Source organism: Streptomyces sp. NPDC005931 (assembly GCF_042871235.1).
GTDB lineage: Bacteria > Actinomycetota > Actinomycetes > Streptomycetales > Streptomycetaceae > Streptomyces.
On record NZ_JBIAIG010000005.1, the window covers coordinates 383251 to 399135 of the forward strand.

The following is a 15885-nucleotide window of genomic DNA, read 5'->3' on the forward strand; positions in this document are numbered from 1 at the left end:
TGAATCGGAGGTGAATGAATTCGGGAACCTTCGAATCCATATTGTTACTTGAGGTTTCTCTGAGGTTTCGTAAGTGCCTCGGCCTTTTCGGCAATCGAGACCCCGCGCGCCGTCCCGGAAGCCCCCGTGTCACACTCGGAACCATGCGCGTGTACCTCGGTTCCGACCATGCCGGCTACGAACTCAAGAACCACCTCGTCGAGTGGCTCAGGAGCGCCGGTCACGAGCCCGTCGACTGCGGGCCCCACATCTACGACGCCCAGGACGACTACCCGCCCTTCTGCCTGCGCGCCGCCGAGCGGACCGCCGCGGACCCCGACGCCCTCGGTGTCGTGATCGGCGGCTCGGGCAACGGCGAGCAGATCGCCGCCAACAAGGTCAAGGGCGTGCGGGCGGCCCTCGCATGGAGCGCCGAGACGGCGGAGCTGGGCCGTCAGCACAACGACGCCAACGTGGTCGCGGTGGGTGCGCGCATGCATGCGGTGGACGAGGCGACGAAGTTCGTGGAGACGTTCCTGAACACCCCGTTCTCGGGGGACGAGCGTCACGCCCGCCGCATCGGGATGCTCGCCGACTACGAGACGACCGGCGACCTCCCCCCGATCCCGGCCCACCACCCCCAGCAGTAACCCGCACCCACCGTCCCCGCCGAGGAGCGATCGACCGCGGAGGGCTCCACGGCGGGGACGGTCACGGCCGGGACGGGACCGGCACAGCGAGAGAGAGGGACCCGTGCCCGAGGGTCACACCATTCACCGGCTGGCCGAGGACTACGCCGCCGCGTTCGCCCACGGCCGCCCCCTGCGCGTGACCAGCCCCCAGGGTAAGTTCTCCGACGCCGCGGCCCTGCTCGACGGCACCCCCCTGCACACCGCCGACGCCCACGGCAAGCACCTCTTCCTCGGCTTTCGCGACACCGCTCCCGGGCACACCGACTGGGTCCACATCCACCTCGGTCTCTTCGGCAAGGTCGGCTTCGGCGCGGCTCCCGCGCCGCCGCCCACCGACACCGTCCGGCTCCGCCTCGCCGACGACACGACGTACGTGGACCTGCGCGGCCCCACCACCTGCGCACTGATCACGGACACCGAGAAACGGGCGATACACGACCGCCTCGGCCCCGACCCGCTGCGTGGGGACGCCGATCCGGCCGCGGCCTACCGGCGCATCGGCCGCAGCCGGACCAGCATCGCCGCCCTGCTGATGGACCAGAAGGTCATCGCCGGCGTCGGCAACGTCTACCGCGCGGAGGTCCTCTTCCGGCACGGCATCGACCCCTACCGCCCGGGCCGCGACATCACCCCGTCCGCCTGGGAGACGATCTGGACCGACCTCGTCGCGCTCATGCGGGAAGGCGTCCGCAACAACCGCATCGACACCGTTCGTCCGGAACACACCCCCGAGGCGATGGGCCGCCCGCCGCGCGTCGACGACCACGGCGGCGAGGTATACGTCTACCGCCGGACGGCCCTGCCCTGTCACGTCTGCGCCACCGGGATCCGCACCGCGGCCCTCGCCGCCCGCAACCTCTTCTGGTGCCCCACCTGCCAACGCGGCTGACGCCGGGCGGGCGGCCGAGGCCCTCGCGGTGTCGCCGACCCCGCGCCGACGGGACGCCTCCCGGTCAGGGGCCTCAGAAACCGTGCGGCAGCCAGGGCGCCAGGGCACCCGGTCCGAAGGCCACCGATGCCTCCGCCAGCGCGCCGTGCCGCAGCTCCCGTACCCGCCCGGCCGCCGCCAGCGCGCCCAGCCCCACCCCGCCGAGATACGCCGCGCCCAACTCCCTCACCGACAGGGCGAGATCGGCCGCGTCCCGGGTGCGCACGCAGGACGCGCCCTTCGGGTCGCCACTCAGCCGCCAACGCCCGGAGTTCCAGGGGCAGAAGGCGTCCTCCACCTCGAACACCACGTCCACCGGCGCCTGATACGTGCGCGCCTCGAGCGCCGCGCCCACGTCGACCAGTCGCACGTACAGCGCGTCCCGCACGGCAGGCCGGCAGCGCCGGATGTCGGCCACCATGTACTGCCACGCCTCGTCCACCGGCCGCCCCTGTGCCACCAGCGTCGACGTCAGGTCGATGCCGAACAGGAAACGCCACAGCGCCCCCTCGGCCGCCGGGTCCAGCGCCGCGAGGCCGCTCAGCGACACCGTGCCGTCGGGCCCGCCCGGACCCCAGCCCGGCTTCACCCGGAACCGCGCGTACCCGACCGTCCCGCCGTCCCGCTCGGCGACGACGCACTGCAAGGGCGACGCCCCGTCCCGCTCGCTCTCCGGATCGAGCAACCCGACCCGCTCCCAGCCGGGCCGCCGGGCCAGCATCCCCGGCCGCGTCGGCACCAGCCGCGCGTACACCGCCTCGCACGCCCCGAGGACGTCGGCGGGCGCCGCGTAGCGCAGGCGTACGTCGTCCGTACCGTCCGGCACCGACAGTCCGGCCCGGCCGGTGTCGATCTCGGCGCTCACCTGGAAGGTCGCCGCGCCGTACCCGAACCGGCCGTAGATCGCCGGCTCGGAGGCGGTGAGCACCGCCAGGGGCTCGCCCCAGGACCGTACGTCGTCCAACTGCCGCCGCATCAGGGAAGTCAGCACCCCGCGCCGCCGGTGCGTGGCGGACACGCCGACCATCGTCACGCCCGCCGCCGGCACGGACGCGCCGCCCGGCACGGTCAGCCGGAACGAGAACGCCCCGGCCGTGCCCACGCACGCGTCCCCGTCCCAGACCCCCAGGGAGCGGTCGAACTCGGTCAGCGAGTTCCACAGGTCCCGCTCCTCGTCGGTCTCCGGAACCCCGCTGAACGCACGGACCAGCGTCCCGTACCACGTGTCCCATTCCTCCGGTACGAGAACCCGGAGTTCCGTTCCGCCGCCCGCGCCGGACGCCGTGCCGTCGTTCGCCATGCGCCATGCCTATCAGGGCAATGCGGGACGAGCGAGGGAATTTCCTCCGCGCGGCCACGGGGCGGCCTCCGGTGAAGTTGACTGTGAAGGCGATCCCCGGACGGGGGACAAGCTGGACCTCCCGTGCCAAGCGGCCGGTCCGATGGATAGGGTCCCGAACTAATGGCAGCAGGACGAGAGCGGCGCGCGGAAGCCGACACGTTCACGGCCCGGTTGAAGAAACAGTGGCACCGGGCCCGCGTCGGCATGCGCCGGTCCGCCGTCGACTACTTCCGCGGGGACGGTTCGGACTGGGTCGCGCTCGCCGGGCTGCTGCTGGCCATCCCGCTGATCGCGGCCGGCACCCTTGCCAACCCCGTGTGGTGCTCACCGGCCGCCCTGGTCCTGCCCATCGTCGTCGGCGGACTGCTGCTGCGCCCCGCCAGCCTGCTCGGCCTGTACGCCGCCGCGGCGACCGCGCTGATCGTGGAGTCCGTGCGGCTCGGCCCGTACACCGAGGGCGCCTCCCGGGTCACCCCCGGCGTGGTCCTCGTCGTCGCGGCCTGCGGTTTCTTCGGCCTGCTCGTCGCCCAGTTCCGCAGCCGGGTGGGCGTGCCCTGGCGACGCGGCGGCACCATGCTGTTCGACCTGCGCGAACGCATCCGGGTGCAGAGCAAGCTGCCCAAACTGCCGGAGGGCTGGCACCGGGAGATGGCACTGCGCCCGGCGGGCGGACAGTCCTTCTCGGGCGACTTCGTGGTCGCGGCCCGGACCAACGGCGGGCGCACCCTGGAGGTCGTCCTGACCGACGTCTCCGGCAAGGGCATGGACGCCGGCTCGCGCGCCCTGCTGCTGTCGGGGGCCTTCGGCGGACTGCTCGGCAGCCTGCCCCCGCACGGCTTCCTGCCCGCCGCCAACGGCTATCTGCTCCGCCAGGAGTGGGAGGAGGGCTTCGCCACCTCCATCCACCTGGTCCTCGACCTCGACTCCGGGGACTACGAGCTGTACTCCGCCGGGCACCCGCCGGGACTCCAGCTCAGCGCGGGCAGCGGCCGCTGGGAGGAGAAGGCCGCCGACGGGCCGCTGCTCGGCGTGTACGACGGCGCCCAGTTCGACCCCGTGAAGGGCTCGCTGCGCCCCGGCGACGTGCTGATGCTGTTCACCGACGGCCTGGTGGAGACCTCCGACCGGGACATCGTCGAGGGCATCGACCGCCTCACCGGCGAGGCCGACCGCTACGTCGCCGGTGGCTTCCACGGCGCCGCCTGGCACCTCATCGAGGCGGTCGCCAAGGACGTCAACGACGACCGGGCCCTGTTGCTGATCTGCCGGGAGGGCCCGACCGCGGCCGGGTCCCGCTGACACACTGGGCGGATGACCGACACCGCCCGAACCCCGCTGACCCCGTCCCAGGTCGAGGCCACCGCACGCGCCGCGCACGACGGCCAGACCGACAAGGCCGGCCGGCCCTACGCCGAGCACCTGCGGGCCGTCGCCGAGGGCGTGCGGGCACGCGGCGGGGACCCCGACCAGATCGCGGCGGCCTGGCTGCACGACGCCGTGGAGGACGACCGGCTGCCGGCCGCGTGGCTCGAGGAGGCGGCGCTGACCCGGCGGACCAAGGACATCGTCCGCGCGGTCACCAAGCGGTCCGGGGAGCCGCCCGAGGCGTACGCGGCCCGCATCCTCGCCACCCCCGGCGCCTTGCTGGTGAAGGAGGCGGACCTGGCGCACAACGCCGACCCGGCCCGGCTCGCGGTCCTCGACGAGGCCACCCGCACACGGCTGACCGAGAAGTACGCGCGGATGCGCGCACTCCTCGGTCTGCGGGGGGAACGGGACGACAGGACGGGCGACGGGGGAGCGGGTCACCCGGTGGCCGGCCGGGCCGACTAGGCGGAGACGGACTCCCGGGCGTGTGGCGCCCGCTGCTTCCCGGAACGGTCCGGCTCGGGGGCCGGACCCGCGGTGTCCGGCCTGAACGCCCACTCCATGCGCGGCTCCATGGCGAACCGGAAGGTCCGCCGCACCGGCCCGGTGCACAGCAGGGTCACCGCGACCGCACCCATCAGGGAGACGAAGGCCTGGCCGAGCGGCTGGTGCAGCGGGGCGTGGTCGAGCCAGCCCTCGTAGGCGGCGGTCTTCGTCACGAAGCCGTGCAGCAGGTAGCCGTACAGCGTGCCCGCGCCGAGCGCCGTGAACCACATGCGCCGGCCGGGCACCCAGGCGAAGAAGCAGGCGGTCAGCACGAGCGAGCAGCCGAAGAGGGCCAGCGTCACGACCGGTCCCGCCCACCACGGCATGCCCATCTCCTGCGCCGCCGCGCTCCGGTAGACCCACCGCGTGTCCATGTACGGCACCGCCCACCATCCGACGGCCAGCGCCACCAGCACCACCGGGACGGACAGGACGCGGACCGCGCGACGACGCACCATCTCGAAGTGCTCGCGCCTGAGGCACAGGCCGAGTACGAAGCACGGCAGGAACTGCAGGACGCGTTGCATGTCCAGGTCGTTGCGGATCTCGGGCGTCATGGACGCCAGCATGGCGACGCCGAGCGCCACCGGCAGCGGCCGGCGGAGCACCTTCCAGATCGGGGTGGTCAGCCGCCAGACGAACAGGGCGCACAGGAACCACGTCAGGTACCAGGGGTCCAGCAGACTGATCGCGAAGCCGGGGTCGTGGTCGACGACACGCTTGAACACCGAGTAGGCGATCTCGAAGAGGACGTAGGGCACGGCCACACCGGTGACCAGCCGCTTGACCCGGTCGGGGCGCATGTCGAAACTGCGCGAGAAGTAGCCGGAGACGATGATGAAGGCCGGCATGTGGAAGGTGTAGAGCACCAGGTACAGACCCTGCAGGCCCCGGCTGTCGTCATTGAGCGGGTCCCAGGTGTGGCCCATGGCCACCAGCACGATCGCCAGGTACTTGGCGTTGTCGAAGAAGGCGTCGCGCTGCTTGCCGGAGGGGGCCGGCCGGCTGTTCTGCTCGGGCTTCGGGCGCGGGCTCGGCACTGCGGGTGCCGGCGACTGAACCGCGCTTGCGGGGGACGAGGCAGCGTGAAACATCTGAGGCACCCTAGCGTTGTCCGCAGGTATTCGTAAAACACCCGACGTCATTACCGGTATTCACCTCGGATGCCCCGGATTGGTGAAAACGAACAGGGGGATGCGTGACGGCCAACACGCGTCGCCCGGAGGGGACTTCCGTAGCAAAGTGCCTTGCTTGTCACGATTATTCCGGACTAAACCACGCATAAGACCAGCAGGCGACTCCGGCGGAATGTCCCCTTCGGTCACCCTTCATCAGTCCGCCGAGGGGCCGTTGGGGCGTCCGCGACGGCAATTCGAATTACCTGCGAACGCGTTGTGTGGAAGCGGAAACGATCCGGTCGAATTGCCTGAGCGAGTGGCTGCTCGAATTTCCGTGCGGCCAACGGAGGTTGATACGGGTCACCAGGTACCCGTGTACCCGTGGCCGGCACTGTGAGACGGACGACGCGTCAGCCGCCGCATACCGGAGCGCCGTTGGTGGCACGATGGTTCTGGCGGGGTGCGCGGGGTCGCGTCGCCCGGACCGGGAGAGCGGAACCGACCGAGGGTGTGATCAGTTGTGGCCATTTCACTGTCTGTGGTGCTGCTGTTGGCGATCATCCTTGTTGTGATGATGAGAGGGGGGTCCATCAAGGCCGGCCCCGCGATCGTCGCGATCCTCTTCGGCTTCTTCCTCGCCTCGACGGGCATGGCGCCGTCGATCAACCGCTTCCTCAACTCGATAGCGGAGACGATCAACTCCATCAGCTTCTGACCCCGACCCCCGCGCGGGGCGTCCGAAGGTGATGCGCGGTGACGGGGCGGCGGGGGCCTGGCCGTGCCCGGCCGAACCCGTGGCTCTTCCCGCGGCCTCTCGCGCGCCCGGAGCCCCTCGGGCACGCCCCCGCCGGCACTCTCGGCGCCGAGCGGTCCGCCCCGCGTCCCGGCGGACGGCCCTCCGGCCGGCCCGCCGCAGTCGTCGACGGCCTTCGCCGGCGGCGCCCCGCGTCCGGCCCGGGAAGGCACTCCGGCGGCGCCCCCTTTCCGGCGCGGAAAAGCACTCAGGGCCGGTCGGAGGTTCGCACCTCCGACCGGCCCTGAGTCCCGTGGAGCGGGCGACGGGAATCGAACCCGCGTAGCCAGTTTGGAAGACTGGGGCTCTACCATTGAGCTACGCCCGCACAGCACGCGCCGCAGGTCGGATGACCGCGGCACTGACAGGCATCGTAGCGGGTGGTGCCCCCTCGTCGCACACCCCGTGGCCGCCCGCCCTCTCCGCCCCGCCGTCGGCGCCGCACCGCACCCGGGAAATGCGGCGGTCCGGGAGCCCGGCGGCATGTACCCTACGTGTCGCACCAGACGGGGTGTGGCGCAGCTTGGTAGCGCGTCCGCTTTGGGAGCGGAAGGCCGTGGGTTCAAATCCCGCCACCCCGACCACCATGTGTCACCCACCGGTGATCGCCTTTGGGGCGCCCTCGTCGCTGCCGTTACTATGCAAGCTGCACGCCCGTGTGTCGTCAGCGTCTGAAGTCCTCCGGGCGGCGAAATCCGCCGGGCCGCTCTGGCCCCGGCAGAAACCAAGAAGTCAGCCACAAGGAGACCGAACCGTGAAGAGCGCCGTGGAGACCCTGAACCCGACCCGGGTTCGGCTCACTGTCGAGGTGCCCTTCGAGGAGCTCAAGGACAGCCTCGACGCGGCGTACAAGAAGATCAACCAGCAGGTCACGGTGAAGGGCTTCCGCAAGGGCAAGGTCCCGGCCCGGGTCATCGACCAGCGGTTCGGCCGCGGTGCGGTTCTGGAGGAGGCGGTCAACGACGCCCTCCCGAAGTTCTACACCGACGCGGTCAACGAGGCCGAGCTGAGCCCCCTGGGTCAGCCCGAGGTCGACATCACGGAGCTGAAGGACGGCGAGACGCTGAACTTCACCGCCGAGGTCGACATCCGCCCGGCCATCGAGATCCCGGACTATTCCGGCATCGAGGTCGAGGTCGACGCCGTCGAGGTCACCGACGAGGACGTCGAGAAGTCGGTCGAGCAGCTCCGTGAGCGCTTCGCCTCCACCTCCCCGGTCGAGCGCGCCGCCGAGGACGGCGACGTGGTCACCATCGACCTGGAGGCCAAGGTCGACGGCGAGGTCCTCGAGGACGGCATCGCCAACGGCGTCTCCTACACCATCGGCTCCGGCGAACTGCTCGACGGCATCGACGACGCCGTCAAGGGTCTGTCCGCCGACGAGGAGGCCACCTTCACCTCCGAGCTGAAGGGCGGCTCCGCGGCCGGCAAGGAGGCCGAGGTCACCGTCAAGGTCACCCAGGTCGCCAAGCGCGAGCTGCCCGAGCTGGACGACGAGTTCGCGCAGCTCGCCTCCGAGTTCGACACCCTCGAGGAACTGCGGGCGGACAGCCGCAAGCGCCTGGAGCACATGAAGCAGTTCGACCAGGCCACGCAGGCCCAGGAGCGCGTCCTGGACAAGCTGCTCGAGCTGGTCGAGGTCCCGATCCCCGAGAAGCTGCTCGAGGACGAGACCAACACCCGCAAGCACAACCTCGAGCACCACCAGCTCGGCCAGATGGGTCTCACCCTCGACAAGTACCTGGAGATCCAGGGCAAGTCCGCCGAGGAGTTCGAGAACGAGACCCGCGAGGCCGCGGTCAAGGGCATCAAGACCCAGTTCGTGCTCGACGAGCTCGTCAAGCAGGAGAAGCTCAACGTCAACCAGGAGGAGCTCACCGAGCACCTCATGCGGCGCGCGGCCTCCTCCGGCATGTCCCCCGACCAGTTCGCCCAGGCGGTCGTCGAGGGCGGCCAGGTTCCGCTCCTGGTCGGCGAGGTCGCCCGCGGCAAGGCCCTGGCCGTCGTGGTCGAGAAGGCCACGGTCAAGGACACCAACGGCGAGATCATCGACCTCGAGGACGAGGACGAGACGGAGGCGGCCACCGAGGTCGCCACCGAGGCCACGGAGGCCGACGCCACCGAGGCCGACGCCGCCGAGGAGAAGACCGAGGGCTGACGCCCACGGCGCTGTGCACGACGGACAACGGACGGGCCCCGGGTCGCACGACGACCCGGGGCCCGTCTCGCGCCGAGCCCCGGGGGCCGGTCTCGCGCCGAGCCCCGGGGCCGGTCTCGCGCTACGCCCCCGGCGAACACTCCCCGGTCCGGGATTCCCCGAAGGGACCAGCGCGTTAGGGTCCATGAATACGAGGGCAGTGGAGTCCCCGAACGGCTCCAGCCCCGCAGGGAAACGTGAGACGGCCCGGCGCCGTCGTAAGACGAGCAGGTGGATACGTGACGAATCTGATGCCCTCAGCCGCCGGCGAGCCTTCCATCGGTGGTGGCCTCGGCGACCAGGTCTACAACCGGCTGCTCGGCGAGCGGATCATCTTCCTCGGCCAGCCGGTCGACGACGACATCGCCAACAAGATCACCGCGCAGCTGCTGCTCCTTGCCGCCGATCCGGACAAGGACATCTTCCTGTACATCAACAGCCCCGGCGGCTCGATCACGGCCGGCATGGCGATCTACGACACCATGCAGTACATCAAGAACGACGTGGTGACGATCGCCATGGGCCTCGCCGCCTCCATGGGTCAGTTCCTGCTCAGCGCCGGCACGCCCGGCAAGCGCTTCGCGCTGCCGAACGCCGAGATCCTGATCCACCAGCCCTCCGCCGGCCTCGCCGGTTCGGCCTCGGACATCAAGATCCACGCCGAGCGGCTGCTGCACACCAAGAAGCGCATGGCCGAGCTCACGGCGCAGCACACCGGCCAGACGGTCGAGCAGATCACCCGCGACTCCGACCGCGACCGCTGGTTCGACGCCTACGAGGCCAAGGAGTACGGCCTCATCGACGACGTGATCGCCACGGCCGCCGGCATGCCGGGCGGCGGCGGCACCGGGGCCTGAGCGGCCCCACGGGGTCCCGGAGCCCCGTGGGACCCACCGGGCCCCCGTCCGGGCCCGGCGCAGCCCCAGCAGCCCCAGCCGACCGCCTCAGCCCCTTCCCAGGAGACACCGTGAACGACTTCCCCGGCAGCGGCCTGTACGACCGCGCTCGTGCCGAGTACACCGGCCCTGCGGCCGAGTCCCGCTACGTCATCCCGCGCTTCGTCGAGCGCACTTCCCAGGGCATCCGAGAGTACGACCCGTACGCGAAGCTCTTCGAGGAGCGTGTGATCTTCCTCGGCGTGCAGATCGACGACGCGTCCGCCAACGACGTCATGGCGCAGCTGCTGTGCCTGGAGTCGATGGACCCGGACCGGGACATCTCGGTCTACATCAACAGCCCCGGCGGCTCCTTCACCGCCCTGACGGCGATCTACGACACGATGCAGTACGTCAAGCCGGACATCCAGACGGTCTGCATGGGCCAGGCCGCCTCGGCCGCCGCCGTGCTGCTGGCCGCCGGCACGCCCGGCAAGCGCATGGCGCTGCCCAACGCGCGCGTGCTGATCCACCAGCCCTACAGCGAGACCGGCCGCGGCCAGGTCTCCGACCTGGAGATCGCCGCCAACGAGATCCTGCGGATGCGCTCGCAGCTGGAGGAGATGCTGGCCAAGCACTCCACCCGGCCGATCGAGAAGATCCGCGAGGACATCGAGCGCGACAAGATCCTCACGGCCGAGGACGCGCTGCAGTACGGCTTGATCGACCAGATCATCACCACCCGGAAGATGGACAACTCCAGCCTGCGCTGACGCGGGGTCTCCGGGAGGCTGTATCGTCTGCCGCCCCTTGGCATGGTTTGGCACGGTTCACGTCAAGGCGAACCGTGCCAAGGGGGGCCCGAACGGGGGGCACGGCAAGGTACCGTCGGACATAAGGCAGCACCAGGAGCCGCTGGACGTTGACGTCCAGGCGTCTCCCAGGCGAAGGGGAAGCACACCGTGGCACGCATCGGTGACGGCGGCGATCTGCTCAAGTGCTCGTTCTGTGGAAAGAGCCAGAAGCAGGTCAAGAAGCTCATCGCAGGGCCCGGTGTGTACATCTGCGACGAGTGCATCGATCTCTGCAACGAGATCATCGAGGAAGAGCTCGCCGAGACCAGCGAGGTGCGCTGGGAGGAACTGCCCAAGCCCCGCGAGATCTACGAGTTCCTCGAGGGCTACGTGGTCGGCCAGGAGGCCGCCAAGAAGGCCCTGTCCGTGGCGGTGTACAACCACTACAAGCGGGTCCAGGCCGGCGAGAACGGCGGCGCGAGCGGCCGTGACGACGCCATCGAGCTGGCGAAGTCCAACATCCTCCTGCTGGGCCCCACGGGCTCCGGCAAGACCCTCCTCGCCCAGACCCTCGCCCGCATGCTGAACGTCCCCTTCGCCATCGCCGACGCCACGGCGCTGACCGAGGCGGGGTATGTCGGCGAGGACGTCGAGAACATCCTGCTGAAGCTCATCCAGGCCGCCGACTACGACGTCAAGAAGGCCGAGACCGGGATCATCTACATCGACGAGATCGACAAGGTCGCCCGCAAGAGCGAGAACCCGTCGATCACGCGCGACGTCAGCGGCGAGGGCGTACAGCAGGCCCTGCTGAAGATCCTCGAGGGCACCACCGCCTCCGTCCCGCCGCAGGGCGGGCGCAAGCACCCCCACCAGGAGTTCATCCAGATCGACACGACGAACGTCCTGTTCATCGTGGGCGGCGCCTTCGCGGGCCTGGAGAAGATCATCGAGTCGCGGGCGGGTGCCAAGGGCATCGGCTTCGGCGCCCAGATCCGCTCCAAGCGGGAGATGGAGTCCAAGGACACCTTCGAGGAGGTCATGCCGGAGGACCTGGTCAAGTTCGGCATGATTCCCGAGTTCATCGGCCGCCTCCCGGTCATCACCTCGGTCCACAACCTCGACCGCGAGGCCCTGCTGAAGATCCTCGTCGAGCCGCGCAACGCTCTGGTGAAGCAGTACCAGCGCCTGTTCGAACTCGACGGTGTGGAACTGGACTTCGAGCGCGAGGCCCTGGAGGCCATCGCCGACCAGGCCATCCTCCGCCAGACCGGCGCCCGCGGCCTGCGCGCCATCATGGAGGAGGTCCTCCAGGGCGTGATGTACGAGGTCCCGTCCCGCAAGGACGTGGCCCGCGTGGTCATCACCGCGGACGTGGTCCTCTCCAACGTCAACCCGACCCTCATCCCGCGCGACGCCCGCGGGCGGGGACCGGGCGAGCAGAAGACGGCGTAGCCGCCGCACGCCGCGCGGCGAAGGACACAGAAGGGGCCCCGGTCGCTCGACCGGGGCCCTGCGCGTGTCGTGTGCCGACCGGCCGTCAGGCCTTGACACGCACCTCGTCGCGGAGCTTCGTGGTGATGTCCGCGGCGGCGTCCTTGGTGATGTCCTTGGTGTTGTCCCCGGGGGAGACCACGGCGATGGTGCTGTAGTCGGCCCAGGCGCAGAACCAGTTGGTGGTCGGCTTCTTGGTGAGGTTGTTGGTGCCCTTGCCCGCCTGGCACTTCATCACCGCGCCGTCGATCTCGACCTCTTCGGGCTCGCCGACCAGTTCGGTCATGAGCGGATTGTCCGAGGAGTTCTCCTTGGTCTCCTTCTTGACCGACGCGAAGATCTTGTCGAGCGCCCCCTCGGGGTCCTTGATCTCGCCGTAGGCCCCGAAGAACGTCACGCCCTTGGCCTGCAGCAGCTCGGCCTGGTCGGGCAGCGTGGAGGGGTCGCTCGGGTCGTAGCTGCTGAAATCGGCCGTGGAGTAGGAGGCACCGACGGACTTGCCGTCCTTGACGCCGCCCTCCGCCAGGTCGTCCACCGTGCTGGAGCTGGAGTCCTGGCCGCCCTCGCCGACCCGCGTGTACTCGCCGAGCAGCTTCGTCGGCGTGGCCAGCTTGTGCGGTCCGTCGTCCTCCAGGCTGCCCGCGCCGCCGCCGCCGAACACGAAGTACGCGCCGACGCCGATCGCCGCCACGACCGCGACCGCGCCGATGATCAGGCCGGTCTTCTTGCTGCCGCCGCCCGGAGCCGGCGGCTGCGGCGGCATGCCGTACGGCGCCTGGCCGTACGGCGCCTGGCCGTAGGGGGGCTGCTGGGGCGGTACGCCCGGGCCGGGCTGCTGGGGGTAGCCGTAGCCGGGCTGGCCGGGCGGGGGAGCCTGCTGGGGGTAGCCGTAGCCGGGCTGGGGAGCCTGCGGCGGCTGGCCGTAGGGGCCCGGCTGGCCGTACGGTCCGGGCTGCTGGGGCTGCCCGCCGTACGGGCCCGGCTGGTTGTAGCTCATTACTGGGTTCCCCTCCGGATGCTTACGTGTCGTTGACATCCTTGCTCAGGAGCGACCGCTTCCGGCCATCGGGGGGTGCACCGTTACAAAGGAATCGCGTTTCGGGACTGCGCCGTGACACCCGTAAACTGACGCCCGTGACCGAGAACACTCAGCAGCCGCACGCAGCGCCCACGACCGAACTGCCGACCCAGTACGCGCCGGCCGACGTAGAGGGGCCGCTGTACGAGCGCTGGGTAGAGCGCGGTTACTTCGAGGCCGACGCCAAGAGCGAGAAGCCTCCGTACACCATCGTCATCCCGCCGCCGAACGTCACCGGCAGCCTGCACCTCGGGCACGCCTTCGAGCACACCCTCATCGACGCCCTGACCCGCCGCAAGCGCATGCAGGGTCACGAGACGCTGTGGCAGCCAGGTATGGACCACGCCGGCATCGCCACGCAGAACGTCGTCGAGCGGGAGCTCGCCAAGGAGGGCAAGTCCCGCCACGACCTCGGCCGGGAGGCCTTCGTCGAGCGGGTCTGGCAGTGGAAGGCCGAGTCCGGCGGGCAGATCAGCGGCCAGATGCGCCGCCTCGGCGACGGCGTCGCCTGGTCGCGGGAGCGCTTCACGATGGACGAGGGCCTGTCGAAGGCCGTCCAGACCATCTTCAAGCGGCTCTACGACGACGAGCTGATCTACCGCGCCGAGCGCATCATCAACTGGTGCCCGCGCTGTCTGACCGCCATCTCCGACATCGAGGTCGAGTACCAGGACGACGACGGCGAGCTCGTCTCCATGAAGTACGGCGACGGGGACGACACCATCGTCGTCGCCACCACCCGCGCGGAGACCATGCTCGGCGACACGGCGGTCGCCGTCCACCCCGACGACGAGCGCTACCGGCACCTCGTCGGCAAGCTGATCAAGCTGCCGCTGACCGACCGCTCCATTCCGGTCGTCGCCGACGAGCACGTCGACCCCGAGTTCGGCACCGGCGCCGTCAAGGTGACGCCCGCGCACGACCCGAACGACTTCGAGATCGGCCAGCGCCACGACCTGCCCGCCGTCGCCGTGATGGACGAGCACGCCGTCATCACCGCCCACGGCCCCTTCCAGGGCCTGGACCGGCTCGAGGCCCGCTCCGCCATCGTCGCCGCGCTGCGCGCCGAGGGCCGGATCGTCGCCGAGAAGCGGCCCTACGTCCACTCCGTCGGCCACTGCTCGCGCTGCAAGACCACCATCGAGCCGCGCCTGTCCATGCAGTGGTGGGTCAAGGTCGGCCCGCTCGCCAAGGCCGCCGGTGACGCGGTCCGTGACGGCCGGGTCAGGATCCACCCGCAGGAGATGGAGAAGCGGTACTTCGACTGGGTCGACAACCTCCACGACTGGTGCATCTCGCGGCAGTTGTGGTGGGGCCACCGGATCCCCGTCTGGTACGGGCCCAACGGCGAGATCGTCTGCGTCGGACCGGACGACGAGGCGCCCACCGGCGAGGGCTGGCGCCAGGACACCGACGTCCTCGACACCTGGTTCTCCTCCGGCCTGTGGCCGTTCTCCACGCTCGGCTGGCCCGAACAGACCGAGTCGCTCGCGAAGTTCTACCCGAACTCCGTCCTGGTCACCGGCTACGACATCCTCTTCTTCTGGGTCGCCCGGATGATGATGTTCGGCCTGTACGCGATGGACGGCACCCCGCCGTTCCACACCATCGCCCTGCACGGCATGGTCCGCGACCAGTTCGGCAAGAAGATGTCGAAGTCCTTCGGCAACGCGGTCAACCCGCTGGACTGGATGGACAAGTACGGCTCGGACGCGCTGCGCTTCACGCTCGCCCGCGGCGCCAACCCCGGTGTCGACGTCCCCATCGGCGAGGACTGGGTCCAGGGCTCGCGCAACTTCGCCAACAAGATCTGGAACGCCACCCGCTTCGCGCTGATGAACGGCGCCACGGTCGAGGGCCCGCTGCCGGACGCCTCCCGGATGTCCTCCACCGACCGCTGGATCCTGTCCCGGCTGAACTCGGTCGTCGCCGAAGTCGACGCCTACTACGACGACTTCCAGTTCGCCAAGCTGTCGGACGCGCTGTTCCACTTCGCCTGGGACGAGGTCTTCGACTGGTACGTCGAGCTGTCCAAGACCACCTTCCAGGCGGGCGGCGGACCGGCCGAGGTCAGCAAGCGCGTCCTCGGCGAGGTCCTCGACGTCACGCTCCGGCTCCTGCACCCGGTCGTCCCCTTCGTCACCGAGACGCTGTGGACGACGCTCACGGGCGGCGAGTCGGTGGTCGTCGCGGACTGGCCGAGGGACAGCGGCTTCCGGGACGCCGACGCCGAGCGCGAGATCGAGAGCCTCCAGTCCGTCGTCACCGAGGTCCGTCGCTTCCGCGCCGACCAGGGTCTCCAGCCCGGCCAGCGGGTCCCGGCCCGGCTCACCCTGGACGGCACGCCGTTCGCGCCGCACGAGGCGGCCATCCGGCAGCTGCTGCGCCTCCAGCCGGAGGGTGACGCCTTCACGGCCACGGCCACCCTCCCGGTCGCGGGTGCGGAGGTCGCCCTCGACCTCTCCGGCACGATCGACGTCGCGGCGGAGCGCAAGCGCCTCGCCAAGGACCTGGCGGCGGCGGAGAAGGAGAAGGCGCAGGCCAACGCCAAGCTCGGCAACGAGGCGTTCCTGGCCAAGGCCCCCGACCACGTCGTCGAGAAGATCCGCACCCGCCTCGCCAAGGCGGAGGAGGACATCGCGCGCATCCAGGCCCAGCTGGACAGGCTGCCGCAGGCGTAG

At 70.3% G+C, this 15885-nt stretch carries 13 protein-coding genes and 2 tRNA genes; 11 read left to right on the plus strand and 4 right to left on the minus strand.

What is annotated here, in order from left to right; translation table 11 throughout:
* Window positions 1–143 precede the first annotated feature (143 nt).
* Together ACFYOV_RS15900 and ACFYOV_RS15905 are read left to right on the plus strand one after the other, a co-directional pair.
* Complete coding sequence (locus tag ACFYOV_RS15900; protein WP_389087824.1) at window positions 144–629, plus strand: ribose-5-phosphate isomerase; 486 nt, start codon at window positions 144–146, stop codon at window positions 627–629.
* A 103-nt stretch (window positions 630–732) separates the two neighbouring features.
* Entirely contained in the window at window positions 733–1560 is an 828-nt protein-coding gene (locus ACFYOV_RS15905; RefSeq protein WP_389087826.1) for an Fpg/Nei family DNA glycosylase, read from the plus strand.
* Between the two features lie 73 nt (window positions 1561–1633).
* On the opposite strand, the gene ACFYOV_RS15910 is transcribed toward ACFYOV_RS15905, so the two are convergent.
* Entirely contained in the window at window positions 1634–2899 is a 1266-nt protein-coding gene (locus ACFYOV_RS15910; protein ID WP_389087828.1) for a GNAT family N-acetyltransferase, read from the minus strand.
* A gap of 162 nt (window positions 2900–3061) precedes the next feature.
* Between ACFYOV_RS15910 and ACFYOV_RS15915 the strand changes: the two genes are divergently transcribed.
* Complete coding sequence (locus ACFYOV_RS15915; protein WP_389087830.1) at window positions 3062–4240, plus strand: PP2C family protein-serine/threonine phosphatase; 1179 nt, start codon at window positions 3062–3064, stop codon at window positions 4238–4240.
* A gap of 12 nt (window positions 4241–4252) precedes the next feature.
* Window positions 4253–4774, plus strand: coding sequence for an HD domain-containing protein (locus ACFYOV_RS15920; protein ID WP_389087833.1), 522 nt, complete (start codon window positions 4253–4255; stop codon window positions 4772–4774).
* On the opposite strand, the gene ACFYOV_RS15925 is transcribed toward ACFYOV_RS15920, so the two are convergent.
* Window positions 4771–5949 (minus strand): acyltransferase family protein, encoded by a 1179-nt coding sequence (locus ACFYOV_RS15925; RefSeq protein WP_389087835.1) that lies wholly within the window; start codon window positions 5947–5949, stop codon window positions 4771–4773. The genes ACFYOV_RS15920 and ACFYOV_RS15925 overlap by 4 nt on opposite strands.
* Window positions 5950–6493: 544 nt before the next feature.
* Here ACFYOV_RS15925 and ACFYOV_RS15930 point away from each other — a divergent pair.
* Window positions 6494–6688 carry a hypothetical protein gene (locus ACFYOV_RS15930; protein WP_365757329.1) on the plus strand — a complete coding sequence of 65 codons (195 nt, stop codon included), beginning with the start codon at window positions 6494–6496 and terminating at the stop codon, window positions 6686–6688.
* A gap of 332 nt (window positions 6689–7020) precedes the next feature.
* Here ACFYOV_RS15930 and ACFYOV_RS15935 read toward each other — a convergent pair.
* Window positions 7021–7094, minus strand: a tRNA-Gly gene (locus tag ACFYOV_RS15935).
* A 179-nt stretch (window positions 7095–7273) separates the two neighbouring features.
* On the opposite strand from ACFYOV_RS15935, the gene ACFYOV_RS15940 reads away from it, so the two are divergent.
* From ACFYOV_RS15940 to clpX, 5 genes are all read left to right on the plus strand, one after another.
* Window positions 7274–7350: transfer RNA gene (locus ACFYOV_RS15940), tRNA-Pro, on the plus strand.
* 170 nt (window positions 7351–7520) lie between these two features.
* Window positions 7521–8924 (plus strand): trigger factor, encoded by a 1404-nt coding sequence (gene tig / locus ACFYOV_RS15945; RefSeq protein ID WP_389087839.1) that lies wholly within the window; start codon window positions 7521–7523, stop codon window positions 8922–8924.
* Between the two features lie 290 nt (window positions 8925–9214).
* Entirely contained in the window at window positions 9215–9820 is a 606-nt protein-coding gene (locus ACFYOV_RS15950) for an ATP-dependent Clp protease proteolytic subunit (protein ID WP_189287305.1), read from the plus strand.
* 110 nt (window positions 9821–9930) lie between these two features.
* Complete coding sequence (locus tag ACFYOV_RS15955; protein ID WP_389087841.1) at window positions 9931–10611, plus strand: ATP-dependent Clp protease proteolytic subunit; 681 nt, start codon at window positions 9931–9933, stop codon at window positions 10609–10611.
* A gap of 189 nt (window positions 10612–10800) precedes the next feature.
* Window positions 10801–12087: an ATP-dependent Clp protease ATP-binding subunit ClpX gene (gene clpX, locus ACFYOV_RS15960; protein WP_389087843.1), complete on the plus strand. Its 1287-nt coding sequence runs from the start codon at window positions 10801–10803 to the stop codon at window positions 12085–12087.
* Window positions 12088–12172: 85 nt separating this feature from the next.
* Here the strand turns inward: clpX and ACFYOV_RS15965 are convergent, their stop codons facing one another.
* Entirely contained in the window at window positions 12173–13123 is a 951-nt protein-coding gene (locus ACFYOV_RS15965; protein ID WP_389087845.1) for a hypothetical protein, read from the minus strand.
* A 137-nt stretch (window positions 13124–13260) separates the two neighbouring features.
* On the opposite strand from ACFYOV_RS15965, the gene ACFYOV_RS15970 reads away from it, so the two are divergent.
* Window positions 13261–15885: a valine--tRNA ligase gene (locus tag ACFYOV_RS15970; RefSeq protein WP_389087848.1), complete on the plus strand. Its 2625-nt coding sequence runs from the start codon at window positions 13261–13263 to the stop codon at window positions 15883–15885.

Coding starts and splice junctions, on each gene's coding strand:
- ACFYOV_RS15900 (WP_389087824.1), top strand. CDS start 144: ATGCGCGTGTACCTCGGTTCCGACCATGCCGGCTACGAACTCAAGAAC.
- ACFYOV_RS15910 (WP_389087828.1), bottom strand. CDS start 2,899: ATGGCGAACGACGGCACGGCGTCCGGCGCGGGCGGCGGAACGGAACTC.
- ACFYOV_RS15915 (WP_389087830.1), top strand. CDS start 3,062: ATGGCAGCAGGACGAGAGCGGCGCGCGGAAGCCGACACGTTCACGGCC.
- ACFYOV_RS15920 (WP_389087833.1), top strand. CDS start 4,253: ATGACCGACACCGCCCGAACCCCGCTGACCCCGTCCCAGGTCGAGGCC.
- ACFYOV_RS15925 (WP_389087835.1), bottom strand. CDS start 5,949: ATGTTTCACGCTGCCTCGTCCCCCGCAAGCGCGGTTCAGTCGCCGGCA.
- ACFYOV_RS15950 (WP_189287305.1), top strand. CDS start 9,215: ATGCCCTCAGCCGCCGGCGAGCCTTCCATCGGTGGTGGCCTCGGCGAC.
- ACFYOV_RS15965 (WP_389087845.1), bottom strand. CDS start 13,123: ATGAGCTACAACCAGCCGGGCCCGTACGGCGGGCAGCCCCAGCAGCCC.